This window comes from Nonomuraea sp. KM88 (assembly GCF_052245635.1).
Classification (GTDB): domain Bacteria; phylum Actinomycetota; class Actinomycetes; order Streptosporangiales; family Streptosporangiaceae; genus Nonomuraea.
Map to the genome: position 1 here is coordinate 183363 of NZ_JBQQCC010000014.1, position 26593 is coordinate 209955.

At 70.7% G+C, this 26593-nt stretch carries 23 protein-coding genes and 1 pseudogene; 14 read left to right on the plus strand and 10 right to left on the minus strand.

Annotated features, from left to right (window positions below):
• The first annotated feature begins 10 nt into the window (after positions 1-10).
• The 5 genes from ACTWPV_RS34895 to ACTWPV_RS34915 all read left to right on the plus strand — a co-directional run bounded on the left by ACTWPV_RS34895 (position 11) and on the right by ACTWPV_RS34915 (position 5325).
• Positions 11-1183 (plus strand): acyltransferase family protein, encoded by a 1173-nt coding sequence (locus ACTWPV_RS34895; protein WP_443155030.1) that lies wholly within the window; start codon positions 11-13, stop codon positions 1181-1183.
• Positions 1167-2552 (plus strand): sensor histidine kinase, encoded by a 1386-nt coding sequence (locus tag ACTWPV_RS34900; protein WP_443155031.1) that lies wholly within the window; start codon positions 1167-1169, stop codon positions 2550-2552. Before ACTWPV_RS34895 ends, ACTWPV_RS34900 begins: the two co-directional genes overlap by 17 nt.
• Entirely contained in the window at positions 2549-3220 is a 672-nt protein-coding gene (locus tag ACTWPV_RS34905; RefSeq protein ID WP_347647365.1) for a response regulator transcription factor, read from the plus strand. The genes ACTWPV_RS34900 and ACTWPV_RS34905 overlap by 4 nt, the downstream gene beginning before the upstream one ends.
• Positions 3221-3309: 89 nt before the next feature.
• Positions 3310-4314 carry an NAD-dependent epimerase/dehydratase family protein gene (locus ACTWPV_RS34910; protein WP_443155032.1) on the plus strand — a complete coding sequence of 335 codons (1005 nt, stop codon included), beginning with the start codon at positions 3310-3312 and terminating at the stop codon, positions 4312-4314.
• 18 nt (positions 4315-4332) lie between these two features.
• Positions 4333-5325: a magnesium and cobalt transport protein CorA gene (locus ACTWPV_RS34915; protein WP_443155033.1), complete on the plus strand. Its 993-nt coding sequence runs from the start codon at positions 4333-4335 to the stop codon at positions 5323-5325.
• Positions 5326-5347: 22 nt separating this feature from the next.
• Here ACTWPV_RS34915 and ACTWPV_RS34920 read toward each other — a convergent pair whose 3' ends face one another.
• Positions 5348-5878 (minus strand): pyridoxamine 5'-phosphate oxidase family protein, encoded by a 531-nt coding sequence (locus ACTWPV_RS34920; protein WP_347647362.1) that lies wholly within the window; start codon positions 5876-5878, stop codon positions 5348-5350.
• Between the two features lie 168 nt (positions 5879-6046).
• On the opposite strand from ACTWPV_RS34920, the gene ACTWPV_RS34925 reads away from it, so the two are divergent.
• The 6 genes from ACTWPV_RS34925 to ACTWPV_RS34950 all read left to right on the plus strand — a co-directional run bounded on the left by ACTWPV_RS34925 (position 6047) and on the right by ACTWPV_RS34950 (position 10434).
• Positions 6047-7009, plus strand: coding sequence for an aldo/keto reductase (locus ACTWPV_RS34925; RefSeq protein ID WP_443155034.1), 963 nt, complete (start codon positions 6047-6049; stop codon positions 7007-7009).
• Between the two features lie 4 nt (positions 7010-7013).
• Positions 7014-7634: a TetR/AcrR family transcriptional regulator gene (locus ACTWPV_RS34930; protein ID WP_347647360.1), complete on the plus strand. Its 621-nt coding sequence runs from the start codon at positions 7014-7016 to the stop codon at positions 7632-7634.
• Between the two features lie 81 nt (positions 7635-7715).
• Positions 7716-8174 (plus strand): SDR family NAD(P)-dependent oxidoreductase, encoded by a 459-nt coding sequence (locus ACTWPV_RS34935; protein WP_443155035.1) that lies wholly within the window; start codon positions 7716-7718, stop codon positions 8172-8174.
• Between the two features lie 200 nt (positions 8175-8374).
• Positions 8375-8638, plus strand: coding sequence for a hypothetical protein (locus ACTWPV_RS34940; protein WP_443155036.1), 264 nt, complete (start codon positions 8375-8377; stop codon positions 8636-8638).
• A gap of 41 nt (positions 8639-8679) precedes the next feature.
• Complete coding sequence (locus ACTWPV_RS34945; RefSeq protein WP_443155037.1) at positions 8680-9840, plus strand: histidine kinase; 1161 nt, start codon at positions 8680-8682, stop codon at positions 9838-9840.
• Positions 9841-9957: 117 nt separating this feature from the next.
• Complete coding sequence (locus ACTWPV_RS34950) at positions 9958-10434, plus strand: CHRD domain-containing protein (RefSeq protein ID WP_443155038.1); 477 nt, start codon at positions 9958-9960, stop codon at positions 10432-10434.
• Positions 10435-10891: 457 nt separating this feature from the next.
• On the opposite strand, the gene ACTWPV_RS34955 is transcribed toward ACTWPV_RS34950, so the two are convergent.
• From ACTWPV_RS34955 to ACTWPV_RS34965, 3 genes and pseudogenes are all read right to left on the minus strand, one after another.
• Complete coding sequence (locus ACTWPV_RS34955) at positions 10892-11875, minus strand: tyrosine-type recombinase/integrase (RefSeq protein ID WP_443155039.1); 984 nt, start codon at positions 11873-11875, stop codon at positions 10892-10894.
• Between the two features lie 44 nt (positions 11876-11919).
• Positions 11920-12123, minus strand: a complete 204-nt coding sequence (locus ACTWPV_RS34960; protein ID WP_443155040.1) for a hypothetical protein — start codon at positions 12121-12123, stop codon at positions 11920-11922.
• A gap of 164 nt (positions 12124-12287) precedes the next feature.
• A pseudogene (locus tag ACTWPV_RS34965) lies at positions 12288-13304 on the minus strand (IS30 family transposase); the annotation flags it as partial.
• Between the two features lie 231 nt (positions 13305-13535).
• On the opposite strand from ACTWPV_RS34965, the gene ACTWPV_RS34970 reads away from it, so the two are divergent.
• A complete protein-coding gene (locus ACTWPV_RS34970) occupies positions 13536-13937 on the plus strand; it encodes a hypothetical protein (RefSeq protein ID WP_443155041.1) in 402 nt (133 codons plus the stop codon).
• Between the two features lie 223 nt (positions 13938-14160).
• Here the strand turns inward: ACTWPV_RS34970 and ACTWPV_RS34975 are convergent, their stop codons facing one another.
• The 4 genes from ACTWPV_RS34975 to ACTWPV_RS34990 form a co-directional block, all read right to left on the minus strand.
• A complete protein-coding gene (locus ACTWPV_RS34975; protein ID WP_443155042.1) occupies positions 14161-15369 on the minus strand; it encodes an acyl-CoA dehydrogenase family protein in 1209 nt (402 codons plus the stop codon).
• Between the two features lie 76 nt (positions 15370-15445).
• Positions 15446-16372, minus strand: coding sequence for a glucosyl-3-phosphoglycerate synthase (locus ACTWPV_RS34980; protein ID WP_443155043.1), 927 nt, complete (start codon positions 16370-16372; stop codon positions 15446-15448).
• Between the two features lie 33 nt (positions 16373-16405).
• The gene (locus ACTWPV_RS34985; RefSeq protein WP_443155044.1) at positions 16406-17878 is read right to left on the minus strand and encodes a helix-turn-helix domain-containing protein; all 1473 of its coding nucleotides are present in this window, start codon (positions 17876-17878) and stop codon (positions 16406-16408) included.
• 147 nt (positions 17879-18025) lie between these two features.
• A complete protein-coding gene (locus ACTWPV_RS34990; RefSeq protein WP_443155045.1) occupies positions 18026-20020 on the minus strand; it encodes an outer membrane protein assembly factor BamB family protein in 1995 nt (664 codons plus the stop codon).
• 394 nt (positions 20021-20414) lie between these two features.
• Here ACTWPV_RS34990 and ACTWPV_RS34995 point away from each other — a divergent pair, with 394 nt between their 5' ends.
• Entirely contained in the window at positions 20415-22352 is a 1938-nt protein-coding gene (locus ACTWPV_RS34995; RefSeq protein ID WP_443155046.1) for a PQQ-binding-like beta-propeller repeat protein, read from the plus strand.
• Positions 22353-22612: 260 nt separating this feature from the next.
• Positions 22613-23896: an isocitrate lyase gene (gene aceA, locus ACTWPV_RS35000; RefSeq protein ID WP_443155047.1), complete on the plus strand. Its 1284-nt coding sequence runs from the start codon at positions 22613-22615 to the stop codon at positions 23894-23896.
• Positions 23897-23995: 99 nt separating this feature from the next.
• On the opposite strand, the gene ACTWPV_RS35005 is transcribed toward aceA, so the two are convergent.
• Together ACTWPV_RS35005 and ACTWPV_RS35010 are read right to left on the minus strand one after the other, a co-directional pair.
• Positions 23996-25543 carry a protein kinase domain-containing protein gene (locus ACTWPV_RS35005; protein ID WP_443155048.1) on the minus strand — a complete coding sequence of 516 codons (1548 nt, stop codon included), beginning with the start codon at positions 25541-25543 and terminating at the stop codon, positions 23996-23998.
• Between the two features lie 192 nt (positions 25544-25735).
• Positions 25736-26572 (minus strand): siderophore-interacting protein, encoded by an 837-nt coding sequence (locus ACTWPV_RS35010; RefSeq protein ID WP_443155049.1) that lies wholly within the window; start codon positions 26570-26572, stop codon positions 25736-25738.
• Between the last annotated feature and the right edge of the window lie 21 nt (positions 26573-26593).

Genomic DNA, 26593 nt, shown 5'->3' on the forward strand with positions numbered 1-26593 from the left:
ACCCGCACGGATGCGTGACCTCGCCACGCGGATCGACGCCGCGACCCCGGCCGGCCGCGACCGCGCCCTCGACGCCCTGCGCGCCCTGGCCATCCTCGGCGTGGTGGCCGGGCACTGGATGGTGACCGCGCTGGTCGTGGAGAGCGGGACCGTGCGGGTCGCCAGCCCGCTGCGGCACATGCCGCAGCTCGCGCCGCTGTCGTGGGTGTTCCAGACTCTGGCGGTCTTCTTCCTGGTGGGCGGGCTGGTGGGGACGCGGTCCCACGTCCGTGCCCGTGCGGAGGGCATGCCGTACGGGCGGTGGCTCGCCGGGCGGGTGGCCCGGCTCTTCCGGCCGGCGGTGGTCGTGCTGGCGGTGTGGGCGGTGGTGGCCCTGGTGATGCTGGCCGGCGGGGCGCGGCTGGAGAGCGTGCAGGCGCTGGTCAAGCTCGTGCTGTCGCCGATGTGGTTCCTGCTGGTGTTCGCGGCGCTGACCACGGCGACCCCGCTGGTGTCGAGGCTGCACCCGGCCTGGCCGTTCGCCGTGGTCGCGGGCGCCGACCTGGTCAGGTTCGGCGGTCTCGCGGAGGACCCGCCGGCCGGGCTCGTGGGCGGCTCGCTGTGGTGGGTCAGCGTGGCGGCCGGGTGGCTGGTGCCGTACTGCATCGGGGCGGCCCGGGCCCGTGACCGCCTGAAAGGGCGCGCGACCGGGTGGGCGCTGCTGCTCGGCGGCGGGGCCGCCGCCGTCGCGCTCATCGGCTGGGGCGGCTACCCCGCCACCATGGTCGGCGTGCCGGGTGCGCCGCAGTCCAACCTCGACCCGCCCTCGCTGGCGGCCGTCACCTTCGGGATCGCCCAGAGCGGCGCGGCCCTGCTGCTGCTCGGCCCGCTGCGGCGGCTGCTGCGCCGCCCCGCCGCCTGGGCCGCGGTGGCGCTGGCGAACCTGGCGGCGATGACGATCTTCCTGTGGCACCAGACCGCGATGATCGCGGTCGCCTCGGTCGCCCTGCTCGCCGCGGGCACGACGCCGTGGACCGGGCTGCACACCGTCCCCGACGGGCCGGACTGGGTGCTCGCCCGGGTGGCCTGGCTTCCGGCGTTCGCGGTGGCGCTGCTGGTGTGCTGCGCGGCGTTCCGCCGACACGAGCGGGCACGATCGCCCGCCGGACCGGTTGCGGAGCGCCCGCATGCTGGATCATCCTGACCGGGGGCGGGTTGAGGGCAGAGAGGGCGTGGGCGAGGTGGGCAGGCTACGACGAGCCCTCGGCGCCGTACGCGCGGACCTGTGGACGACCCGCTCCGACCCCCTTCCCCGCATGTCGCGCCCGCGCGGGTTGTCCCGCCTCCCGCACGTCCTCGTCATCCTCTACGCGCTGGTCATGGGCCTGTTCCCCGAAGGGGAGGGCATCGACCCGACGGTTCCGCTGCTCGCCATGATCCACGCGGCGGCCCTCGTGCTGGCGATGTCCCGCCCGCTGCCCGCCTGGTGGGCGTCGATCGCCGTCATGGTCATCGGGGCGCGTACGGGAATGACCTACCTTCCGTGGTCCGAGAGTTTTCCCTGGATGATCACCTCGCACGAGCTGGCTAACGTCAGGCCCGTGATCCACGACGCGGTGGCGTACCCGTGGACGGGCTCCGGCATCGCGCTGCAGGCCGGTGTGATGTTCCTGCTGGCACTGCGGGTGCGCCCCCGCGTCGCGGCCCAGGCACTGGCGATCACCACGCTGGCGGTCGTGCTCTGCGTCGTGTTCCTGCCCTTGAGCAACGGGAGCGGCGGAGTGCTGGTGGCCCCGGTGGTCGACGCGACCGCGGTCGCGGTCGGGGCGGGGGTGCGCGCGCTCAGGACCACCCGTACCCGTCTGGAGGCGCAGGAGGAGCTGACGGCCGAGGAGCGGGCCCGCCGCACGCTGCTGGAGGAGCGCAGCAGGATCGCCCGCGAGCTGCACGACGTGGTCGCGCACCACATGTCGGTGATCTCCATCCAGGCGCAGGTGGCGCCGCACCTGGTGACGAACCCGTCCGACGAGCTGAAGGAGAACCTCGCGGGCATCCGCGAGAACGCCGTGGAGGCGCTGACCGAGCTCCGCCGGGTCCTCGGCGTCCTGCGCGCGCAGGACCCGCCCGGGGACGCGCCGCAGCCCACGCTCGACCGGCTCGACGAGTTGTTCGCGAACGTGCGCGGCGCGGGTGTGGCCCTCACCACCGAGATCGCGGGCACGCCGCGCCCGCTGTCGCCCGGGGTGGAGCTGTCGGCGTTCAGGATCGTGCAGGAGGCGCTCAGCAACGCCATGCGGCACGCGCCGGACACGCCGGTGACGGTCCGGCTCTCCTACCGGCCTGACGCCCTCGGCCTCAGGGTCGTCAACGCCGCGCCCGGCGCGCCGGTCCCGTCCTCGCCCGGGGCGGGTCACGGGCTGCTGGGGATGCGCGAGCGCGCGGCCATGCTGGGCGGCGACCTCGTCGCGGGGCCCACGCCGGACGGCGGCTACGAGGTCAGCGTGTTCCTGCCGGTCGGCACGGAGAAGGACACGGGTGAAGACGCGGAGAAAGGCATCGAGGCCACCCCATGACCAGCATCCGCGTGCTCATAGCCGACGACCAGGTGATGGTCCGTCAGGGTTTCACCGTGCTGCTCAACGCCGAGCCCGGCATCGAGGTCGTCGGCCAGGCCGTCAACGGCCTCGACGCCGTCGCGAAGGTCGCCGAGCTGGAGCCCGACGTGGTGCTCATGGACGTGCGGATGCCCGAGCTGGGCGGCATCGAGGCGACCCGCCGCATCGCCGGGCAGCCGGACGCGACCGCGAAGGTCCTGGTCCTGACCACCTTCGACCTGGACGACTACGTCTACGAGGCGCTGCGGGCGGGTGCCTCCGGCTTCCTGCTCAAGGAGGCGTCGGCGGCCGACCTGGCCCACGCGGTGCGGGTGGTCGCGGCCGGGGACGCCCTGCTCGCGCCGAACGTCACCAAACGCCTGATCGCCGAGTTCTCCCGGGTGAGCGGCGCGCCGCGCGCCCCGCTGAAGGAGCGCGTGGGCGACCTGACGGAACGCGAGACCGAGGTGTTGTCGCTGATCGCCCAGGGCCTGTCGAACGCGGAGATCGCCGCGGGCCTGGTCGTCTCCGAGCAGACCGTCAAGACCCATGTGAGCAGGATCCTGGTCAAGCTCGGGCTGCGTGACCGCACCCAGGCGGCCGTCTACGCGTACGAGACGGGGCTGGTGCGCCCGTCGGGTTACTAGGCGCGCCTACCGTGCGCTGACAGCGAACCCCGTCCGCTGTCGGTGAACCCGCCTGGGCGCCTGGACGCTCGCGGTGCTTGGGTGGCGGGATGGACATCGTGGTTCTGGGCGGGACAGCGTGGGTGGGCCGGGAGGTTTCCCGGCAGGCGATCGAGCGCGGGCACAAGGTGACGTGCCTGGCGCGCGGCGAGAGCGGGCCGGTGGCCGACGGCGCGGCCCTGGTGACCGCCGACCGGCGTGACCCTTCGGCGTACGCGCCGCTGCTCGACCGCGACTGGGACGCGGTCATCGAGGTGTCGTGGCAGCCGGGCTTCGTGCGCGAGGCGCTCGCCGCGCTGGGCGGCCGGGCCCGCCACTGGGCCTATGTCTCCTCCGGCAACGCCTACGCCTCCCACGCCGAGCAGGGCATGGACGAGTCCGCGCCCCTCCTGGCTCCTACAGACCGCGCCGAGGCCGACCGCGCACTCTACGGCGAGGCGAAGGTCGCCTGCGAGCAGGCGTCGGCGGCCGCCGTGGGTGACCGCCTCCTCATCGCCCGCGCCGGTCTCATCGGCGGCCCGGGCGACCACAGCGGGCGCTCCGGCTACTGGGTGGCCCGTGCCGCGCGCGACCCGCACGGGCCGATGCTGGTTCCGGCCACGCCGGACGAGCCGACGCAGGTCATCGACGTACGCGACCTCGCCGCCTGGCTGCTCGACGCGGCGGAGCGCGGCACCACCGGCACCTACAACGCCGTCGGTCCCGTCGTCCCGTTCGACGAGTGGATCGAGCTGTGCCGCACCGCCGGCGGGCACACCGGCCCGGTCGTCACCGCCGGATCGGCCTGGCTGCTCGAGCAGGGCGTGACCCAGTACATGGGTGCCGAGTCGCTGCCGATGTGGCTGGTCGAACCGGGCTGGGAAGGATGGTCGGCCAGGAGCGGCGCCGCGGCGCAGGCGGCTGGGCTGCGCCATCGGCCCCGGGCCGAGCTGGTGTCCGCCACGCTGGCCTGGGAACGCGAGCAGGGCCTCGACCGCGAACGACGCGCCGGCCTCAGCGCCGAGCGCGAGCGCGCGCTCCTCGACGCCCTCGGCCGAGGGACCGCACGCCGGTGACCGCGCGACAATCTCACCATGATTGTGGACAAGGCCATCTACCGCGGCGGTGTGCGTGAGACCGTCAGCGGCGACATCAGCGAAGCCTTCAGCGCCGCCCGGGCCAGAGGCGACAGCTTCCTGTGGATCGGCCTGCACGAGCCCACGCAGGAGGAGTTCGATCTGATCACCCGTGAGGTGCGGCTGCACCCGCTGGCGGTGGAGGACGCGATCCACGCCCATCAGCGGCCCAAGCTCGAGCGCTACGACGACACCCTGTTCGTGGTGCTCAAGCCGCTGCTGTACGTCGAGGAGACCTCCGACATCGAGGTCGGCGAGATCAACCTCTTCCTGGGGAGCGACTTCGTCATCAGCGTCCGCCACGGCCAGGCCAATCCGCTGGGCGGGGTGCGCCGGCGGGTCGAAGCCGATCCCGACCTGCTGTCGACCGGCCCGGCCGGGGTGCTCTACGCGATCTGCGACCAGGTCGTCGACACCTACGCCGAGATCTCCCACGAGGTCGAGCTCGACCTCATCGCGCTGGAACGGCGCGTCTTCAGCGGCGAGCGCGACGACGTCACCGCCGACATCTACTCGCTCAAGCGCGAGGTCCTGGAGTTCCGGACCGCCCAGGACCCGCTGGTGCCCGTGCTGGAGGAGATCGTGAAGGGCCGGGTGGCGTTGTGCGACGGCACCCGCGACCACTTCCGTGACGTCCTGGACCACCTGCTGCGCGTGGACTCCCAGGTCGACGAGCACAACGAACTGCTCACCAGCGCCTTGAGCGCTCACCTGGCCCTGGTCGGGCGTGACCAGAACAAGGTGGCCATGCAGCAGAACGCCGACATGCGCAAGATCTCCTCATGGGCGGCCGTCATCGCGGTCCCCACCATGATCGCCGGGATCTACGGCATGAACTTCGACCACATGCCCGAACTGCACTGGTCGCTCGGCTACCCGCTGAGCCTGTGCCTCATGGTCGTCGCCGTGATCGTCGTCCACCGGCTGCTGCGCAGGAGCGGCTGGCTGTGAGGCGCCACCCGCTCCCGCCGCGCTACGGCTGCTGAGGTTCGAAACGCCAGCGGGTCGCGCCGTACGGTTCCTCGGTCGCGACGCCGACCACCGTGTGGAAGGCGAACCGGTAGACCTGCCAGGGCGGCGGCCCGGCGCTGGGCGCGCTGAACGGGGCCGTGAGCGCGTCACCCTCGACCTCCGCGGGCCAGCCGCCCGCGCGATAGCCGGCGGCGACCTGCTCCAGCGTCTGCGGATCGCTCACTCTGGCCGCGCTGCCGTTGAGGACGAGATCGATGCCGGGAAGCCGGACGGAGATCGTGCAGCGCGGGTTTTCCGCCAGGTCACGAGCCTTGCGGGCGGCTGGGCTGCTGGTGAAGTAGAGGTCGCCGCCCAGCCACTGCGCGCCGACACCCGCGGCGTGCGGCGTTCCGTCGGGGCGGCACGTACCGAGGAAGTACGTGACGTCGGGGCTCGGCTCGGCGGCGAGCGCGTCCCGCGCACGGCTCCACGGCAGCTCCGCGTCTCCGTAACGGTCGAGGTTCGTGGTCGCGCTGGGTGCTTGTTCGCTCATGCACGATGAGACCGACGCGAGGAGCAGAACTCATCGGTGGTGCGTGGGGCTTTCTGACGGTCCGCGGCGTGACCGCAACAGCCTCCTCGTGAAGGGCTCGAACGCCGGACCCGCTGATCACGTCGAAATGTGATAGCCTTTCACAATGTGAATGCTAATCACATTAATGTGCGGCAGCTCGGCGAGACGGGCATCGAGATCAGCCCCATCGGACTGGGGTGCATGCAGTTCGCCGGCACAGCCAATTACACGCGCTTGATCATCAATCCGATCGGCCAGGAGGTGGCCACCTCGGTCGTGCGCGCCGCCCTCGACAACGGGGTGACGTGGTTCGACACCGCCGAGATGTACGGCAGGGGCCGCTCGGAGGAGACCCTCGCCACCGCGTTGCAGCAGTGTGGCCTCGCCCCCGGGCAGGTCAGCGTCGCGACGAAGTGGACGCCGCATCTGCGCACCGCGGCCAGCATCGCCGCGACCGTCGGTGACCGCTTGAAGCACCTGGGCGGCCACCCCATCGCTCTGCACCAGATCCATTCGCCCAGCGGGGGCGTGTCGAGCATCACCGCCCAGCTCAAGGTCATGGCGAGACTGTTCAGGGAAGGAACGATCGGTGCGGTCGGCGTCTCCAACTTCTCCGCCCGGCAGCTCGTGCTCGCCCACAGCGTGCTGGCCGCCGAAGGCGTCACGTTGGCCTCCAATCAGGTGCGGATCAGCCTGCTGCACCGGAAGATCGAGCGGAACGGCGTACTGGAGGCCGCGCGAAGGCTGGGCGTCACGCTCATCGCGTACTCGCCTCTGGAGGGCGGGGTGCTCACCGGGCGTTACCACGACAACGTGAGCCTGGCCAGGTCTGCGCCACCGGCGCGCAGGATCTTCTCCCGTAGCCAGCTGAGCGACCGAGGGCTTGCACGCACCGCTCCGCTCATCAACGCCATGCGCCGCATCGGTGAGGAGCACGGCGCCACGGTCTCCCAGGTGGCGCTCAACTGGCTGATCACCCGGTACGGTGACACCGTCGTGGCCATCCCTGGCGCCTCCCGACCCGGGCAGGCGGCCGAGGCGGCGGGCACGATGAGCTTCCGGCTGACCGAAAGCGAGATCCGTACGCTGGACGAGCTGTCGTTAATCTAAGTGCATGCCCCGACAGGTGTCCCGAACGACCAAGCGTGACCGCTACCACCACGGCGACCTGCGCGCCGCGCTCATCGAAACCGCCATGGAGCTGGTCGCCGAGCGGGGCGTGCAGGCCTTTTCCATGGCGGAGGCGAGCAGGCAGCTGGGTGTCGCGCTCAGCGCGCCCTACCGCCACTTCACCGATCGCGACGAGTTGCTGCTCGCGGTCGGCGTGCGCGCAGGAAACCTCCTGGTCGAAGCCGTCACCGCGGAACACGGCGGCAGCGCACCGCAGGATCGGCTGGTCGCTGTGGCCAGGGGATACGTGCGGTTCGCCGCAAAGCACCGGGCGCTGTTCGAGACGCTGTTCGGCATGTGGTCGACGGCCGGTGAACCGGAGCTGGAACAGGCGTCCCGCCCGGTGAAGGAGGCCTTCCAGGCAGGGGCCATGGCCCTGTCGGCGGATGATCCGGTGGCCGCCGAGGCGCTCGGGCTGGCCGTCGCAGCCACCGCGCACGGCCACGCGGAACTCCTGCACCTGGGCATGTTCGGCACCGGCGAGCAGGGCGTGGAGCTTGCGGTTCAACGCGCGGCCGCCGCCACGCTCGCGCTCATCGACGGCCGCGCCTCCCTCACCAGCTGAACGTGGACCGGCGGGAGCCCGTGGACGGCCAGAAGGTCACAGCCGGGTGCTGGTGCGGCCCTCTCGCCGGACGTTCGGGCAGTGACCGCAGCCGATCGGTTACGCGACCTCGGCGGAGAAGGCTCACGCGCGGCCATCCGCTCCGCGGCGAAGGTGATTGCCCAGGACGGCCGGATCATCACGATCGGCTCCGTCATCGCCGCGCGTGCCGGGTTCACCGGGATGGCCGACTACTCCGCGACCAAGGCCGCGATCGTCGGCTACAGCCGGGGAGCCGCGCGCGACCTGGGCCCGCGCGGGATCACGGTCAACGTCATCCAGCCGGGCGCGGTGGCGACCGACATGAACCCTCCGGAGGGGGGACTTCGCGGACGAGCAGCGAGCGCTCAAGGCACTGGGCCGCTTCGGCCACCCGGAGGAGATCGCGGCGGGTGTGGTCTTCCTCGCCGGCCCGGGCGCGGCGTTCGTCACGGGCACGGTCCTCACCATGGACGGGGGCTATCTGGCCTGACGCCGACGATCGCGTACGAAGCGCCGTGATCACCACACCCTCAGGTGGGACGGTGCTCCGGCGACTGGTCATGACCTCGGGCGATCCGGCACGGGAGGGCCGGTCCGCTGCGTCAGATGATCGCCGCTCCGCAGGGTCCTGAGGAGGAAGCGGAATCGGCCACGGGAACGAGAAGGAAATGGCCACGCGCCCGAAGCGGACGCGGTCCCCCGCTCGTCATCCTGGTCGCATGCTTCCACTTGGCCCGGATCGCCCGCACAGGCGGATCGCCGCCCTCGACGCGCTGCGCGGCTTCGCCCTGTGCGGCATCATCTTCATCAACATTCCCCACTGCTGCCCGGGCTGTTCGCGCTCGGATTCGCCGCGGCGGAGTGTGGGCATGGGCGTCGCTGCCGTGGCCGTGTGGGGGCTGGGGGTCTGGCTCGTCACCCTGCCCTCGCCCAAACTCGCGCAGATCCGGCTCGGGTTGACGGTGTCGCTGGCGACCGCTTGATGACAGGAAGGGCCGGCGAAGCGAGGGTGAGCAGGAAGGGCATGGCGATGGCGCGGCCCAGGGCCGGTCTGCCCGAGGTCCGGGACGTCCTGGTGGCGGCGGTGCTGGCCGTCGTCGTCACGACGCGACTGGCGTTCGTCCTCGACGACGCCCGGAGGGCCGGGCTGCCGGGCTGGGCGTTCGGTGTCAGCCACCTGCTGGCCCTCGCCGACCTCGCCACCATAGCCTTCCGGCGCAGCCACGCCGTGCCCGCTCTCGTGGCCGCCACCGTGATCCCGCTGGTGAGCATGTTGCTACCGACCCGCTCCGCGCTGATCGGGGTAGGTGTGCTGATCTGCTCCTACACAGTGGCGAGCCGCCTGCCGCAGGTCAGGGCCACCGTCGTGGTCTCCGCCTGCGCGGCGGGCCATATGCTCGGCGGTCTGCTCCTGAGCGCCGCCGGCGCCGACCACGGCGGGCTGCTCACGTTCTGGGGAGTGGCGCGGGGCGACGTGCCGGGCATGGTCGCGGCCGTGACCGCGGCTTACCTGCTGCCGGCCACCTTGGGGTTCTCCGTTCGGTCCAGGCGGGCCGCGAAGACCAGGGAGGCCGCGCGCATCGCGGGCGAGCAGGAGGAACGCGCCAGGGCCGCCGTTGCGGAGGAGCGCGCCAGAATCGCCAGGGAACTGCACGACATCGCGGCCCACGATCTGTCGGCGATCGTCGTCCAGGCGGGTGCGGCCGACCGTCTGCTCGATCGCGACCCGGCCGCGGTCAGGGCCACGCTGCGCGCGATCAGGGCACAGGGGCGTGACACGCTGGTGTCGATGCGCGCCCTGGTGGGGATCATGCGCGAGAGCGAGACCGGGAAGGATCTCGACTCCGCACTGGCCTCTCCTCGGGCTGGCCGCTGCCTTGGGGCCTCGTGCTGTTCTTCGTCGGAGCCGTCCTCACCCATCTCCGCGCGCGTGTGTTTCACAACCTCGGCTTCCCGGTGGTCTTCCTCTTCCTGGCAGTGGCTGTCGGCACGCACTTCGGTGGGTCGCTCGCCTGATCGCGCGGGAAGGGCCCGCTGGGAGGGTCTGCGGGGCAGGGGCGCGGAACTGGTCGCCGGGACGACGCCACGCGCAACGGCCTGTGAGATGCGGCCTGAGATGAGGATCTCGCGCGTTCACGACAGGAGGCTACGCCGGATTGGGCATATAGCCATAATTCGGTTGTGATCACGCTTTCTTTAGGAAACCCGGTCATCACAGCGCGGTTTGGATCCGGTAGACCCCGGAAAAGAGTGACTACACAGCGTAACTAATCACTACATATAGCTATCAAGGAGGCTTGTCTTGATCAAGTCGTTCGTCCTACTTCCGGCACTCGCCGCAGCAATGGCCGCATTTCCCGGTACAGCCAGCGCGACCACGAGCCACACGCCGCCGTCCTTCCGGTTCGTCGAGATGACCGGAGAACAAGAGGTTCCCGGCCCCGGCGATCCGGACGGTGTCGGCACCTTCGCCTGGAAGGTGATCGGATCGTCGCTCTGCTATGTCATCACCGCACACAACATCGAGCCCGCGACCGCAGCGCACGTCCACAGAGGCAGGGAAGGGGTGGCGGGTCCGATCGTGGTGACGCTGAAGGCGCCCAGCGAAGGCTTCGCGAGCGAGTGCATCCGCGCCATGAAACGCCAGACGGCCGACAACGCCGATACCACTCTGACCTTCGGCGAATTGAAAGCCATCGCCCACAGTCCGAGACAGTTCTACGCCAACGTCCACAACGAGGAGTTCCCGGACGGCGCCATCCGCGGCCAGCTCTACTGAGGCGGGCGTCACGTTCGTGGCGCTGAGAACGGATGAGCGGGGGCGTAGCAGAGAGCCGGTGACCTCTTCGCGACGGTTCACCGGCTCTCAGGTCTTGTCATTATGTCGTTGACCAGCGGAAACCTCTCAGATCGACGCTAACAAGATCAACATTCGGACCTAGCCAATGACGCTCGGACCGAAGCGATCAGGCGTCAATGTGCAGCTGGGACACGTGAATCTAGCGTGACCAGCGTTCCGAATGCGCTGAAACGCGACGCATGCGAAGAATCCCCATACCCTAATCACCAAGCGCGGACGAGCCGGTACTGCTCGACATCCTCGCCATGGCCAACTCGGTACCGGCAGCCGCCGCGGACCGCACGGTCGGTCCACGTGCCCAGGTTGATCGCGCCACAGTGGTGCATCCACGCCGCCTTGTCCAGCGCCTTCGATCTTAAGCTGGCACGCCATCCTCCTACTCGATCGCCGAAGCCACCAACTGGGAAGGATCTCTTTCCAGTTGGTCCCGAGAATGCAGGTAGATCAGAGTCGTCTCGAACGACTCATGACCCAGAGCCTCCTGAATCTCGCGCGGCTTCGCACCACGCACTTCCGCGATCGACGCCCACGTTTGCCGCAGCGTATGCGGCGTCACCCGCGACGCGATCCCGGCCTGGCGCGCGATCCGCTGCACCAGCTCCCACGCCTTCTCACGCGGCAGCGGCCGGCCCGAGCCCGTCGCGAACAGCGGCCCCCGAAGGTCCCACAGCTCCACCCCGGCCCGGCGCGCCCGCTCCCCGAGATACAGGTCCAGCGCGTACGCCGTCTCCAGCGGCAGCTTCCGAAAATGCGGCTTGCCGCCCTTCAACGACAGCCGCAACGTCCGATAGCCGCGCGAAAACCCCAGGTCGTCGATGTCCGCGCCCACCGCCTCCGTGATGCGCAGCCCGAGTTGAACCAGCATCCGGATCAGCGCCGCGGTGCGCAGCCGCTCCCGGCCGTGGTCCTTGTCGGCGGCCTCGACCAGGGCGTGCGCCTCGTCCTCCGTCAACGCCGTCGTCTCCGGGTGACGTCGAGGGATGTTCGGCCGGTCCGCCTCCGCGAACGGGTTGAACCGGGCAGCGTCGTTCTTGATCAGGTACTTGTACCAGGCAGAAACCGCCGACATCCGCTGCGCGATCGTCTTCGGCGTCGGCGGTTTGCCCCCGGCCTCGACCGCCGTCTCGACCATCCACCGAGCGTACAGCTCGGCGTGTCGTACCGACATGTCCAGCGGGTCCAACCCGATGCGCTCGCAGTACGCGAACCACACCCGGATCGCCCGCCGGTACGCGTCACGCGTGTTCGGCGACCGGCGGGTCTCCAGCCACATGCGCGTGATCTCGATGACGAGCGGCGGCAGGTCGAGCGGAAGCGCAAGCGCGTCATCCTGCCTGACGATGGCCAGCTCAACAGCCATTCGCCATCACCGCCACCGCCGTGCGGGACGACGAACCCTGATCATCAGGCCACCTTCCGGAAGACGACGGTCGCGCGGTAACGGCCCTCGCCCTCCGCGTCCGGCTCGGCTTCGGCGCTAATGACGTCCAACTCAGTACCGGGACCGAAGAAGCTGAGGGCCCGGGCCACGGCGTGCTCTCTGATCTCGTCCGGGGTTGTCTCGCTCACGGTGACGCGCAGGGTAAGCGGAAAGGATCTCACGCTCATGATGATCTTCTTTCACAGAAGGGATGATCACTTCCGAGCGTAACACGGAGAGCGGAACATAACCGGAGTTATGTTCCGGTCTCATCGATCTTAAGCTGAAAATGATCAGTGAAGCCGGACGGCAACATGGCGATTCGATCACGACACTCGAAGGCCGGCACGGCATCACTGCCGCGCTGCCACGGGCTACTGGATGGGCGAAGAAGACGCCTTCGCTCAGGTAGGGGGCGATCTGGTCGTGACAGGCCATCTCCGCTCCCTGATCCCAGGTCAGCGTCAGCCGTACGACTGGCGGCAGGCCGTCGAGAACAGCGATCAGGCCATCGCGAACGGCCTGCGCGTCGTGACGAGCCGGCAGCGGAACCAGGCGCAGGTAGCGACTTTTGCGGTCGACGAGGGTAGCCATCGCGGACTGGTTCAGCCGACCGGTGATCAGGTCTCCCTCCTAGTCTCCGACCCGATGGCGGAGCTCGACGACGGCGGGCCGGTGATCGATGAGCAGCGCGGGCGCGATGAACCGCGGCTGACGCTGGTCAGGTCGGCGGCGGCGCTTGCGCAGCGGTCGGCCAGTACGTAGCCGGCGAGTGAGGCTGCGGCTCACGCCGCCCTTGCCGCCGTGATAGAGCGCCTGGTAGATCGTCTCGTGGCAGACGTGCCAGCTCGGCCGGCCCGGCCATGCGCTGCGCAAATACGCGGCGATCTGCTCGGGGCTCCAGTCCAGCTCCAGCTTGGCCTGCACCTCCGCACGCAGCTGTGCGTCTGCCAGAGCCCTCCCTGACGCGGCCGCCGCGCCCGTTGCCGCGCTCGCGCATGAGCGAGGTCACCGTCGTAGACGCCTCGATCGTGTGAGAGCGTATTGCGCCGCAGTTCGCGGCTGATGGTCGACGAGGAGCGTCCGAGGCGGTCGGCGATCGCGCGCACTCCCAGGCCCTGCGCCCGCAAGGTCGCGATCCGCTGCCGCTCCAGCAGCGATAAGAACCGGGTCGACCGGGCACTCTCAGCCAGCCGCGCCGGTGGTAGCCCGCCGTTCTCCGCCCGCCACCGGTAGCCGGTCTTACGCCCGATCCCGAGGGTGCGACAAGCCCCACCGTTCCCACACCGGACAGCACCAGCCGCCAGTACTCCGACTCCACATCCAACCTGCGCTTGGACCCTCGCCTCGCCATCAACACGCCCTCCATGATCAGGTGTGTTGCGACAAGCACTAGAACCCGAGCGTCGCCTTGGGGTCAGTATTCACGCGTCGTCGACACGCGGTCGTGCGCATCTCTCCTTCTCCGAAAGGCCAGCCACCCCTGGTCCAAGATGCACCGTCAAGCTCGAAGACGAGAGTGAGGCCGCAATGCCTCGAACTGGACAGCCCTTCATCATCCTTGGCGCCGCATTCCTCTCCGGAATAGCGATCTCAGGTTGTGGGACCGAACCTCAGACCCCGATCAAGTTCGAAGAGCCGGTATGAGTCGATGTATCGGCTTCACGTCGGCCCGAAGTGCGGCAAACGGAAGGTGGGGTCGATCAAGCCGTCCGAGATCCAGGAGTTCCTAGCCGAACTCGGTAAGCAGTACGAGGCGTCAACTCCGATTACGGCGCTCCTCGTTCTGCAAGGCATCTTCGATCTCGCCGTTGCCGACGAGAAGATCAAGAAGAACCCAGCCAAGGCCGACATCGTCAAGGCACCTTCGCCCCACGGCCGTACACCCTGCCGTCGGCGGTACCTCACCACCCGGCAGCAGGGCACACACCAGCTCCGTCACTACTTCGCCAGCGTCACCCTGGCAGGTGGTGTGACGATCAAGGATCTCTCCGAGTACTAGGGCCACGCCGACCCGGCACTTACTCTCCGTGTCTGCGCTCACATGCTGCCTTCGTCGCACGACCGCGTCCGCGAGGCCATTGACCGACAGTTCCGGCCACCCGAAGCCGCTGAGACAGAACTGAGACAGAACTGAAAGTCACACAGCGGCGAGGGATCGGTCAGGGGCGGTGTGCCGCGATGATGGTCCTGCGGACACGCCATCCCTTTGACGTGCGGCGTTCTCAGTGGACCGGCAGGCCGGTGACTGCTCTGCCGATGATGAGGCGCTGGATCTCCGACGTGCCCTCGAAGATGGTGAAGATCTTGGCGTCGCGGTGGAAGCGCTCGACCGGATGGTCGCGCGTGTAGCCGGCGCCGCCCAGGATCTGGACGGCCTGCTCGGTCACCCACACCGCCGTCTCTCCCGCCACCAGTTTCGACATCGAGCCCTCCGCCTGCTCGAAGGGCCTGCAGTTCCTGGCCATCCAGGCGGCCCGCCAGGTCAGCAGGCGGGCGACGTCGACGCGGGTGGCCATGTCGGCCAGCAGGAAGGCGATCGCCTGGTTCGATCCGATCCTGCGGCCGAACTGCTCCCTCTCGCGGGCGTAGTCCCTGGCGTACTCGAAGGCCGCCCGCGCGATGCCCACGGCCATCGCGGCGACGGCCGGGCGGGTGGTCTCGAACGTGCGCATCGCCGCCTGCTCCCCCGCCCGCTCCCCGTTGCGCACCCGGCTCAGCCGGGCCTCCAGCTTCTCCTTGCCGCCCAGCAGGCACGAGCCCGGTACGCGGACGCGGTCGAGCACGACCTCGGCCGTGTGCGAGGCGCGGATTCCGTGCTTGCGGAACTTCTGCCCCATCGACAGGCCGGGCGTGCCCGGGGGGACGACGAAGGAGGCCTGGCCGCGGGTGCCGAGTGACGGGTCGACCGAGGCGACGACCACATGCACGTTGGCGATGCCGCCGTTCGTGACCCACGCCTTGACGCCGTCCAGCACCCAGTCGTCACCGTCGGGCACGGCGCGGGTGCGGATGGCGCCGACGTCGGACCCGGCGTCGGGCTCCGACGCGCAGAAGGCGCCCAGCTTGACGTCGCTCTCCGAGCCGAACATCTGCGGCAGCCACTCCCCCACCTGTTCGGGCGTGCCGTTGCCGGCCAGGGCCGCGGCCGCCAGCCCGGTGCCGACGATGGACAGGCCGATGCCCGCGTCGCCCCAGAAGACCTCCTCGAACGCCACCGGCAGCGCCAGCCCGCTCTCCTCGAACCACTGGGTGGCGAAGAAGTCAAGCGAGTAGAGCCCGATCTTGGCCGCCTCCTGGATGACCGGCCACGGGGTTTCCTCGCGCTCGTCCCATTCGGCGCCCGCCGGGCGGATCACGTCGCGGGCGAACGCGTGCACCCAGTCGCGTACCTCGGCCACGTCGTCGCTGGGCTCGGGACAGAAAGCGCTCATGCGGGACCCCTTGCTCGTTACCGGCGGTAACACCCTACCGGCGGGTAGACCGATCAGGAAGCCGTCGATCAGGGGCTCAGGCCGCCATCGTGATCATCGGCGGGCGTTCGGCGATGCCGATGTCGGTCAGCAGGACGTCGTGCCCGTCCGCCGCCCTGCGGAACTGGGCCAGCCGGAGCGACGGCACGTGGCACGCCTCGATCTTGCCCTGGCGTTCCAGCCGTGACCACGCGGCCAGCATGATCTGGGACGCCATCCCCCCCAGGGCCTCCGTCGACTGCGGTGCGTGCTCCCGCGAGCCCAGGTCCACCTGCGCGAACGCGTCCAGACCTGCCAGTTCGAGCAGGTCGATCAGCAGCCCGAGCTCCACGCCGTACCCGGTCAGGAACGGCACGCGCTCCAGGGCGGAGCGCCGGCCGGCGTACTCGCCGGCCAGCGGCTGCACGAACCCGGCCAGCCGCGGCCAGTGGAGGTTGATCAGCGGGCGGGCGACCAGTTCGGTGACGCGGCCGCCGCCGTTCGAGGAGCCGTTCAGGGGACGGTCATAACAGGCCTTGGCGTACACCACGCTCGGATCGGCAAGGATCGGTCCGAGCAGCCCGAAAACCAGTGAAGGATGAAATTTCCGGATATCGCCATCGGCGAACACCAGCACGTCCCCCGACGTGACGGCCAGCGACTTCCAGAGCGCCTCCCCCTTGCCGTCGAGCGGCTTGAGCTGCGGCAGGATCTCGTCCTGAGCGTGCACCGTGGCGCCGGCCCGCGCGGCCACCAGGGCCGTGTCATCGGTGGAACGCGAGTCGATGACCACGACCTCGTCGACGAGCGCGCCCAGCTCTCGCCGGATCACCGTGACGATCTCCCCCACGGTCTCCCGCTCGTCGCGAGCCGGGAGCACCACGCTCACCGTGGTCGCACCCTTGGCGGCCACCAGGTCCCCGAGCGGCCAGTCCGTGACGCACGAAGTACGGCGTCGCAACCATCCACGCACCTCAGGCAGCATGCGACCCCTCCCCCCGTATCCCCACATTTCAGCTTAGGGGGTGGTGGCGTGGCGCTCCAGGAAGGTGTAGACGTCCGCCTCGTCCACGCCGGGGAACGACCCCGGCGGCAGCGCGGCCAGGACATGGGAGTTGGCGCGGGCGGACGGCCAGGCGTACCCCTCCCACCGTTCGGCCAGCCCGGCGGGCGGGCGGCGGCAGCAGTCACCGGTGGGACAGCCGGAACGGGTGCGGTTGGTGGTCTCGCGCCCCCGGAACCAGCGCGACTCCTTGTACGGCACCCCCAGCGTGATGGCGAAGTCCCGCTCGCGCGACGGATCGACGTGGGCCACGCAGAAGTAGGTCCCGGTGGGCGAGTCGGAGTACTGGTAGTACACCGAGAACCGGTCGGGCGAGGCGAACACCTGCCGCCCCGACCACTGCAGGCACATGCGCTGCCCCTCGATGGCCCCCTGCTCGTCGGCGGGGAAGACGATGCCGTCGTTCTCGTACGCCTTGTAGATGATGCCTCCGGCGTCGTTGCGCACGAAGTGGCAGACGAGGCCCAGGTGGTGGGTGGCCAGGTTGGTGAAGCGGTGGGCGGCCATCTCGTACGACACCGCGAACACGTCGCGCAGGTCCTCCACCGACACCGCCCGCTGCGACTTGGCCTCCTGGAGGTAGGGCGCGGCGGCCCGCTCGGGGACGAGCACGGCGGCGGCGAAATAGTTGGCCTCGGTGCGCTGGCGCAGGAAGTCGGCGAAGTCGCGGGGTTTGTCGTGGCCGAGTGCGAGGTGGCCGAGCGTCTGGAGCAGGATCGTGCGCGGGGTGTGCATGCCGAGCTGCTCGTGTTTGACGTAGATGCGGCGGTGGCGGAGGTCGGTGATGGAGCGCACGGAGCGCGGCAGGTCCTGGGCGGTGTGCACGGTGTACCCGAAGTGCGTGACCAGCCCCTGGATCATGCTCTGCGACAGGGCGCCCGTACGGTAGCCGACGGCGTCGAGCGCCTGGGCGGCGGCCTTCTCGATGTCGGGGAAGTAGTTGCCCACCTCCCGCTGGCGTCGGCGCAGCTCGGCGTTGGCGACCCTGGCCTCCTCCGGGGTGGCGGTGCCGCGGGCCTGCCGGGCGCGCAGCTCGCCGTACAGGCCGAGGAGGTGTTCGAGCACGTCGTTCGGCACGCGCGCGGAGACCTTCAGCCGCGGCAGGCCGAGCCCCGCGTAGATGGGGTCGCGCTGGGCCTCCTCCAGCGCGATCTCGAGCTGGGCGCGGCGGTTGGGCGGCTGGCGGCGCAGCAGTTCCTCGACGGGGACGCCGAGGGCGGAGGCCAGCGACTTGAGCAGCGACAGTTTGGGCTCGCGCTTGCCGTTCTCCAGCAGTGACAGCTGGCTGGGCGCCCTGCCGACGCGCGATCCCAGGTCGGACAGGGTCAGGCCGCGCTGTTTACGCAGGTGGCGGAGGCGCTGGCCGAAGGCGATCAGATCCAGCTCCTGCGTCAAAGACAGCGGTTCTTCACCGAGCAACGGCCCCATATGCGGCATCTTAGGCAGAAAAACGAGCCATTTTCTAGCCTTCGCCTTGCTGCCGCGAGCCCGGCGCGGGCGGCTCACGCACGCCTTCCGCGCCGGCGGATCGGCCCGGCGCCGATCCGCCGGCGGGCGCCCATGCAACGTTCCGGTTCAGGCCGGAACCTTGGTCCCGGGAGCGGGGACGGTCACGGGCGGGCAGCGCGGGTCCAGCCGGATCCGTGCCAGGTCGCGGCCCGCGATCGCCCAGGCGTTCCAGGATCCGGGCTCGAAGTGGAGTTGCGGGTTGGTGTGCCACTCGTCGCCCATCCCGGTGGCCAGCAGCCTGGCCCCGCGCTCGGCGTCGAGCTCGTACGCGTTGCCGCCGCCGCGGAAGACCGAGGCGAACAGGCGGCCCCGGTGCACGGTCAGCTCGCCGTAGCCGGACAGCGTGCCCTGCCGGACGACCTGCCGGGTCTCGGGGTCCCAGGCGATCCAGGCTCCCGAGTCGCGCTTGTACGACGCGTACAACAGCCCGCCGTGCAGCTTGACGTCCTGGAAGGTGCGGTGGCCCGGCACCGGCTCGTCCTGCCACAGGACGGTACGGCGGGCGAGGTCGAAGGCGGCTATGGAGGCGGACGGCGCGCTGGTGCCGAACACGTCGCCGGCCAGGTAGACCACGCCCCGCTCGGCGTCGAGCGTCAGGCTCATGAGGCTCTGGCCGGGGATGACCCCCTGGTACACGTCCGTCTCGCCGGTGTGCGGATCGACCACCGACAGCGCGCCGCTGATGCTCGCCGACAACGACGCGGTCGCGACCAGGAGCTTGCCGGAGCGGGGGTCGTACTCGATGTCCCAGGGCCGCTTCTGGTCGTGGCCCAGGTAGCCGAGGCTGCGGACCTCGTCCGTGCGCACGTCGACGGAGATGATCTCGCCGGTGGGGTACATGGCGGCGTAGACCTTGTTCCCGTTGCCGACCATGGCCTTGGGCTCGCCCGGCACCCGGATCCTGCGCCGCTCGCCGGTGCGCAGGTCGCGGATCTCCATGGCGAAGTGCCCGCCGGCGTACACGGCGCGTCCGGGGACGAGCAGCATGCTCTGCGTGCGCTCGGCGCCGGGCGGCAGGCCCGCGTCGATCAGGTCGGTGAACTCGGCCGCGCCGGTGCCCGCGTCCAGCGACCACAACCCGCCGCTGCCGGCGACGGACAGCAGCGTGTTCTCGCCGGTCACGTGGAGCAGGCGGGTCTCGTCGCCGTAGGACGGCGGGGCGATGACCCTGGTGAGCGCCGTGTCGCCGGTCCGGTAGCGGTAGACGGTCCCGTCGGGGCGGGAGGCGGCGTGGACGGAGCCGTCCGCGGCGGTGGTCAGCGCGTCCAGGAGCCCGGACTCGACGGTGATCCGCCGCAGGTCCGTGCCGTCCTTGCGGACGTCGATCAGCTCGCCGCCGGCGGCGGCCAGGACCCGGTCACCGTTGAGCGCGACGACGCCGATCGCGGCTCCGCCGGCCGCGAGCTGCCGTACGGCGCCGCTCTCGCGGTCGATCCGCACGAGCAGCTGCTTCTCCAGCAGGCCCGCGTAGACGTAGCGGTCGTCGGCCGCCACCGCGCGCACGTTGTGCTCGCCCTGAGCCGGCACGTCGTAGCGGCGGACCGCGCCGGTCTCAGGGACGTACTCCCACACGCGCCCGTCGGGGGAGGTGCCCGCGTAGAGGGTGCCGTCGGGGGCCGCGGCCAGGCTCCAGACGAAGCCGCCGGCGCCGCCGAAGGAGTGCAGGTGCTCGACCTTTCCTGTGGCGATGTCGAAGGCGTACAGGTCGGGTACGGGATAGGTGCCGACGTAGACCTTGCCGCCGGACACGGCGACGGCCCAGCCGCCCTCGGGCTCGCCGTCGGCCGGGCCGTCGGGGAGCGTCACGCTCCTGGCCACCTCGCGGGTGCTCAGGTCGATCTCGGCGAGCACGGGCGGCTTGGGGCCGCGGGTGACGACGTAGGCGCGGCCCTCGTGGACGGCGGCCCCGACGACGGCCCCGGTCACCGAGGCCGGTCCGTACGTGGTGACCGCCTGCCCGCCGCACCGCGAGGGGGCGGCGTAGGGGGCTGCCGAGGCGGCGGCTGGTGAGACGAGAGCGGGTAACAGGCCCGCCACGACGACGAGCAGGGATCGGAGCATGCCCAGGGCCTCTCGTTCATTTGTGCTTTATTTTGGTCCAGACCGTAACCTTTTGAGCATCTCCCGTCAACGGACCGACCGCCGCCGACTCGCACGACGTGGTCCGCACGGACCCGATGCACGATCCGCGGCTCCCCCGGACACGCTGATAACGGTCTCGGCCGAATCTCCATCCGACGGCCCGAACCGATCCCGGCGGCCGGATCGGATTCGCCCATCCGGCCCGGAAAGGGTCACGCCTTCCGGACCGAGCCGGCCGGTTCCGATCCGCCCCGGCCTTCGCACCGGCCCGGGATCGAGGCCGCGGGGCGCGAGCCGCGGAGCACGTTTACGATCTGGACATTACGGCCCAGGCCGTTATAACGTGCGGCGAAACCGCACCAGGGAGCCGCACATGATCCCCCGCCGTCGATTCCTGCAGGCTGCCGCCGTCGCCACGGTGGCCTCCGGCCTGCCGGCCACAGCCGTCCACGCCGCCCCACCCGCCGAAGGCACGCTCACCGACCTGGGACCCGCCAGCGTCGCCAGCCCTCTCGGCAACGCCGAGTTCGTCGGCGGCGTGCTCTACGCCGGATCGCGCGGGCTGTCGCCCAACGTGGTCGGCGCCTACGACCTGGCCGAGGATTCGGTCACCGCCCATTTCGACATCCCCACGGGCATCGGGGTATGGGCGATGTGCAGGGTCGGCACCGACGTCTACGTCGGCACCCACGCCAAGTCCGACCTGTACAAGCTGGACACGGTGGCCGGCTCGGTCACCAAGGTCGCCTCCGTCCCCGACCACTTCATCTGGACGCTCGCCGCCGCGCCCGACGGCAAGGTCTATCTGGGCACCTCGGAGCCGGGCAAGGTCAAGGAGTACGACCCCGCCACCGGAACCGTCCGCGACCTGGGCGAGGCCGTGCCGGGCGAGGCGTACGTACGCGCCATCCAGGCCGACGACACGCATGTCTACGCCGGCGTCGGCGCCAACGCCCATCTCATCGCGATCGACCGGGCCACCGGCGAGCGGCGCGACCTGCTGCCGTCCGAGCTGGCCGACCGCGACTGGGTGTCGAGCATGAGCGTCTCCGACACCCACATCGCCGGAGGCATGAACTCGCTCGCCGAGCTGATCATCCTGAACAAGGCCGACCCGTCCGACCACAGGGTCGTCAAGGCCACGGCCCCGGGCGAGAAGTACATCGTCTCGGTCCTCATCCACGACGGCCACGTCTACTTCGCGGGGCGCCCCACCGGCACCTTCTACCGCTGCCGGCTGGACACCGGCGAGCTGGAGGTCCTCGGCGTGCCGTACTTCGAGGCCGCCACCCACCGCATCCTGGCCCATGAGGGCCGGATCTACGGCGTGCAGGACAACGCGGTGTTCGTCTACGATCCGGCGACCGGCGCGCTGGAGTACCGCAACCTGGTGCAGCGCGGTTTCCGCGCGGCGGCGGAAGAGCCGATGTCGGTGCACTCCGACGGCGAGCGCGTCTACGTCGGCGGCAAGAGCGGCGCCGACATCCACGACCTGGCCACCGGCGCGGTCACCCGGCTGTCCATTCCCGGCGAGCCGAAGACCATGCTCACCGTCGCGGGCACCACCTATCTCGGCGTCTACACGCAGGCCGCGCTCTACTCCCACCGCGCCGGCGACGCCGAGGCCAAGCTGCTCGCGCGCACCGGCAACCAGCAGGACCGGCCGCGCGACATCGCCTACGACGACCGGACCGGCGTGCTCGTGATGCCGACCCAGCCCGAGCCCGGGCACATGAACGGCGCGCTGTCCTTCTACTCCCCGCGCACCGGCGAGTACGTCACCCAGCGCCCCGCCGTCGAGCGCCAGACGGTCTACTCGGTCGTCACCCGGAAGGGCATCGCCTATCTCGGCACGCTCACCCAGGAGGGCCTCGGCCTGCCGCCGGTCACCTCCACCGCGCGCCTGGCCGCCTACGACCTGTCGGCGCGCGCGTTGTTGTGGGAGGTCGAGCCCGTCCCCGGCGCCCGCTACCTCTCCGCGCTCGCGCTCGGCCCGAGGCACGTGTACGGCATGGCGAGCACGGGCGTGGTCTTCGAGTTCGACCTGCGGACCCGGAAGGTCACCCGTACGCTCCAGGTCGGCGCGAAGGGCGGGGACCTGTTCGTCGTGGGCCGGGTGGCGTACTGCGGCGACGGCGACAAGGTGTACAAGATCGACCTGGCGAGGTTCACCGCGAAGGCCATCGTGACCGGGCTGGCGGGTCAGTGGTTCGGCGGCGAGCCCAAGCTGGCCCTCGACCCGTCCCGCCGCGCCCTGTACGGAGTCAAGGGCCGCAACCTGGTGCGCATCGCCATCAGCGGCAAGGGGTGACATCGGCCATCGGCCACCACGTGATCCGGCTCTGACCGGGCGCGTGGTGGCCGTTCTCATGTCCGCCGCGACACCGGAGACGGCGAACGGTCACGAGGAGACCGGTTCGGCGAAAACTCGTGAATTTTTTTCCGCAGAATACTGGCAAGTAGTGCATATTCTGAAAATTTCCTCGAATCTTATCGTTGTCACCGACTTTCGACCGGGTGTCCAGGGGCAGAGACTCGGCGTAAGCCCCAGGGGACGACGAAGGAGTGATCATGACGGATCGCCTCAAGGGAGCTGCGGAGCAGCTGCAGGACGAATGGGACGGAGACCCGCGCTGGGCGGGCATCGAGCGCACCTACAACGCCGGCGACGTGATCCGGCTGCGCGGCAGCGTCCAGGAGGAGCACACGCTGGCCCGGCTCGGCGCCGAACGGCTGTGGGGCCTGCTGCGCACCGAGGACTATGTCGCCGCCCTCGGCGCGCTGACCGGCAACCAGGCCGTCCAGCAGGTGAGAGCGGGCCTGAAGGCGATCTACCTGTCCGGCTGGCAGGTGGCGGCCGACGCCAACCTGGGCGGGCAGACGTACCCGGACCAGAGCCTCTACCCGGCCAACTCCGTGCCGGCCGTCGTGCGCCGGATCAACAACGCGCTGCTGCGGGCCGACCAGATCACCTGGTCGGAGGGTGTCGAGAGCCCGCACTGGCTGGCGCCGATCGTGGCCGACGCCGAGGCCGGGTTCGGCGGGGTGCTGAACGCCTTCGAGCTGATGAAGGGCATGATCGCGGCCGGCGCCGCCGGCGTGCACTGGGAGGACCAGCTCGCCTCCGAGAAGAAGTGCGGCCACCTCGGCGGCAAGGTGCTGATCCCCACCGGCCAGCACATCAAGACGCTCAACGCCGCCCGCCTCGCCGCCGACGTCTGCGGCGTCCCCTCACTGATCATCGCGCGGACCGACGCCCAGGCCGCGACGCTGCTGACCAGTGACGTGGACCCGCGCGACCAGGCCTTCACCACCGGCGAGCGCACCGCGGAGGGCTTCTACCGGGTCAGGAACGGCCTGGAGGCGTGCATCGCGCGCGGCCTGGCGTACGCGCCGTACTCCGACCTGCTCTGGATGGAGACCGGCACGCCCGACCTGCAGGTGGCCCGCGAGTTCGCCGAGGCGATCAAGGCCGAGCACCCGGAGCAGATGCTCGCCTACAACTGCTCGCCGTCCTTCAACTGGAAGAAGCACCTGGACGACTCCACGATCGCCAAGTTCCAGCGGGAACTGGGGCACATGGGGTACAAGTTCCAGTTCATCACGCTCGCCGGATTCCACTCCCTCAACCACTCCATGTTCGACCTGGCCCAGGGGTACGCCGGCGACGGCATGCCGGCGTACGTGGAGTTGCAGGAGGCGGAGTTCGCCGCCGAGGCGCGCGGCTACACCGCGACCCGGCACCAGCGCGAGGTCGGCACCGGCTACTTCGACCTGGTCAGCACGGCCGTGGCCCCCGACTCCTCGACGACCGCGCTCAAGGGCTCCACCGAGGAGGAGCAGTTCGCCCGCTGAGCGTCTGACGCGCCGGCCACCTCCAGGGCATGCGAGGGTTCCCCGGCGTCTCGAAGGAAAGGCCGCGCCAGTCCTCCCCAGCACTGGCGCGGCCTTTCCTCATGAGGGGCCTGTGGGCGTCGGCGTCGGGGGGTCCTGGCCGGGCGTGGAGGGACCCGGAGACTCGCCGGGCCCGTCCTGGGGGATCGTGGTGATCGACGATGACGGCCGCGGGCAGTCCCGCCTGGCCATGGGGCCGCGCCTCCTGCCGGCCGGGTCCGCGCACGCGCCGGGGCCGTCCTCGCGGGGCTCCTCCGGCCTGGCGACGCCGGACGGGTGGCCTCCCGGCGGCCGGAACGTGTCCCGCCGATGGGGCGAGGGGCTGCGCACGTCCTCCTTCGTACGGGTGCGCGTGACGAACACCGTGGGAGTGGCGGGCGCCGTCACCGGCGCGGTGCGGGTGGGCGGCACGCGCCCTGCCGGGGTGGCGGCGGGGCGCGCGGTGGACGCGCCGCTGCCCTCCGAGCGCACGGCGGCCGGCGGGTCACCGGGCAGCAGCGAGCCGCCCCCGACGGGCGCGCCGTCCGCCCCGGACGCCGCGATCACGGTGATGGCCGCGATCGAGACCGTGGCCAGCGCGGCGAAGCTGGCGTGCGACAGGCTCGCTCCGGCCCTCGCCCTCCGGCGCCTGCGGGACCGTTCCAGCCCTGCCTCGGCGGCGAGCGCGCCGGGCCCTGTCCCGGCGCCCCCGTGCCCTGCCCGCCCCCCTCCTGGCGGGTACGGCACGGGGGTCCAGATCTCTGCCAGCACCTCGTCGACCGCCTGGCGCAGATCCCACGGATCGCCCACGCCGCCGGCGGCCAGCAACACCCGCAGCAGGTCGGCGGCTCCGGGCCGGCCGGCGGGATCCTTGGCCAGCGCCGCCTCGACGGCGGGCCGCAGCAGGGCGGGCACGCCCTCGATCCGCGGCGGCTCGAACAGGATGCGCCGGGTCAGCACATCCGCCTCCCCGCTCCCGAACGGGTGGTGCCCCGTGGCGGCGAACGCCACCAGGCACCCCCACGCGAACACGTCGGACGCCGGCAGCGCGCCCATGCCCGCCGGCCGGCCCGTCAGCCGCTCCGGCGCCACCCACCCGGGACTGCCCATGACCTGCCCGGCCTGCGTGTGGGCGGACAGCGTGTCGACGTCGCGGGCGATGCCGAAGTCGATGACCCGCGGCCCTTTCGTGGACAGCAGCACGTTGCCCGGCTTGAGGTCCCGGTGCACGAGCCCGGCCTCGTGGACCGCGACCAGCGCGGCGGCGACGCCGAGCGCCACACCGTAGGCGCGGTCGGGCGTCAGCGGTCCCCGCGCCAGGACGACCTGGGAGAGCGCGGGGCCCGGGATGTACTCGGTGACCAGGTAGGGCCGGCCCTGGTCGGCGCCGTCCTCGACGACGGCCGCCGTGCAGAACGGCACCAGTCTGCGCGAGAAGGCCACTTCCTCGGCGAAGCGGGCGCGTAACGTGGCATCGTTGAGATGCACCGTATGTGGTGTCTTGAGCGCCACCAGGCCACCCCGAGGGTGTTCGGCCAGATAGACGATTCCCATCCCGCCCGCGCCGAGGCGGCCCAGCAGCAGGTATCGCCCGATGATGACCGGGTCGCCCACCGTAAGCGGTCGCACGCCGGCAGGCAGGTCGCTCGCACCACGCGCCATCCGGGTTTCGCCCTTCCTGTCTGGAACACGGCACAGCACACTGTGACCGCATCCAGGCAGGCTTTCCGCATGTCTTGCGCAAGCGGTATCAGAGGTAAGGCGTTCGTTCCTCCGAGGTGAGGAGACCGTGTGACGGGAGTGGCGTCGTGCCCCTGGTGATCAGGAGGCGATCGCAGCCGCCTCTTCCGCCTCGACCTGGCGGTTCCAGTCCTTCTTGACCGCCCGCCAGCCCTCGTCGTCCACCCCCGCGCGCCAGTAGCCGGAGATGGAGAGCCGGTCCAGCGGGACGCCCCGCTCGAGCCGCAGGTGCCGGCGGAGTTGCTTGACGAACCCCGCCTCCCCGTGCACGAACGCGTGCACGTCGCCCTCGGGGAAGTCCAGCTCCCGCACCGCCCGCACCAGCGCGTGGCCCACGGGACGGTCGCTCCGATACAGCCACAGGATCCGCGCGTCGGCGGCGGTGTCGAGCTTCTGCTCGTCGCCGGGCCCGTCCACCTCCACCAGGACGTGCGCGAGCGCCCCTTCGGGCAGCGCCTCGAGCGAGGCCGCGATCGCGGGCAGCGCGCTCTCGTCGCCCACGAGGAGGTGCCAGCCCGCCTCGAAGTCGGGCGCGTAGCCGCCGCCGGGGCCGAGCATGAGCAGGACGTCGCCCGGTTTCGCCGCGGCGGCCCACGGCCCGGCCAGCCCTTCGTCACCGTGCACGACGAAGTCGAGGGTCAGCTCGCGCGCGTCGGGGTCCCAGGCGCGCACGGTGTAGGTGCGCAGCCGTGGCCAGTGCTCGCGCGGCATGGTCTCGCGGCACGCCTTCACGCTGAACGGCTCGGGATAGTCCACGTCGTCGTACGGGAAGACCAGCTTCACGTAGTGGTCGGTGAGCCCCGTGGTGGCGAAGCCGGACAACCCGTCGCCCCCGAGCACGACGCGGACCATGTGCCGCGAGATCCACTCGGTCCGCAGGACGGCGCCTTTATGATGATCTGTGGGCTTTTCAGCCATTCGCACAGCCCCCTGACTCAT

Bases quoted from the DNA above. Each gene is read 5' to 3' on its own strand.
- ACTWPV_RS34915 (WP_443155033.1), top strand. From the start codon at position 4,333: ATGATTGTGGACAAGGCCATCTACCGCGGCGGTGTGCGTGAGACCGTC.
- ACTWPV_RS34975 (WP_443155042.1), bottom strand. From the start codon at position 15,369: ATGAGCGCTTTCTGTCCCGAGCCCAGCGACGACGTGGCCGAGGTACGC.
- ACTWPV_RS34955 (WP_443155039.1), bottom strand. From the start codon at position 11,875: ATGGCTGTTGAGCTGGCCATCGTCAGGCAGGATGACGCGCTTGCGCTT.
- ACTWPV_RS34910 (WP_443155032.1), top strand. From the start codon at position 3,310: ATGGACATCGTGGTTCTGGGCGGGACAGCGTGGGTGGGCCGGGAGGTT.
- ACTWPV_RS34960 (WP_443155040.1), bottom strand. From the start codon at position 12,123: ATGAGCGTGAGATCCTTTCCGCTTACCCTGCGCGTCACCGTGAGCGAG.
- ACTWPV_RS34905 (WP_347647365.1), top strand. From the start codon at position 2,549: ATGACCAGCATCCGCGTGCTCATAGCCGACGACCAGGTGATGGTCCGT.
- ACTWPV_RS34895 (WP_443155030.1), top strand. From the start codon at position 11: ATGCGTGACCTCGCCACGCGGATCGACGCCGCGACCCCGGCCGGCCGC.
- ACTWPV_RS34940 (WP_443155036.1), top strand. From the start codon at position 8,375: ATGCTTCCACTTGGCCCGGATCGCCCGCACAGGCGGATCGCCGCCCTC.
- aceA (WP_443155047.1), top strand. From the start codon at position 22,613: ATGACGGATCGCCTCAAGGGAGCTGCGGAGCAGCTGCAGGACGAATGG.
- ACTWPV_RS34995 (WP_443155046.1), top strand. From the start codon at position 20,415: ATGATCCCCCGCCGTCGATTCCTGCAGGCTGCCGCCGTCGCCACGGTG.
- ACTWPV_RS34945 (WP_443155037.1), top strand. From the start codon at position 8,680: ATGGCGATGGCGCGGCCCAGGGCCGGTCTGCCCGAGGTCCGGGACGTC.
- ACTWPV_RS35010 (WP_443155049.1), bottom strand. From the start codon at position 26,572: ATGGCTGAAAAGCCCACAGATCATCATAAAGGCGCCGTCCTGCGGACC.
- ACTWPV_RS34985 (WP_443155044.1), bottom strand. From the start codon at position 17,878: ATGGGGCCGTTGCTCGGTGAAGAACCGCTGTCTTTGACGCAGGAGCTG.
- ACTWPV_RS34990 (WP_443155045.1), bottom strand. From the start codon at position 20,020: ATGCTCCGATCCCTGCTCGTCGTCGTGGCGGGCCTGTTACCCGCTCTC.
- ACTWPV_RS34900 (WP_443155031.1), top strand. From the start codon at position 1,167: ATGCTGGATCATCCTGACCGGGGGCGGGTTGAGGGCAGAGAGGGCGTG.
- ACTWPV_RS34980 (WP_443155043.1), bottom strand. From the start codon at position 16,372: ATGCTGCCTGAGGTGCGTGGATGGTTGCGACGCCGTACTTCGTGCGTC.
- ACTWPV_RS34920 (WP_347647362.1), bottom strand. From the start codon at position 5,878: ATGAGCGAACAAGCACCCAGCGCGACCACGAACCTCGACCGTTACGGA.
- ACTWPV_RS34930 (WP_347647360.1), top strand. From the start codon at position 7,014: ATGCCCCGACAGGTGTCCCGAACGACCAAGCGTGACCGCTACCACCAC.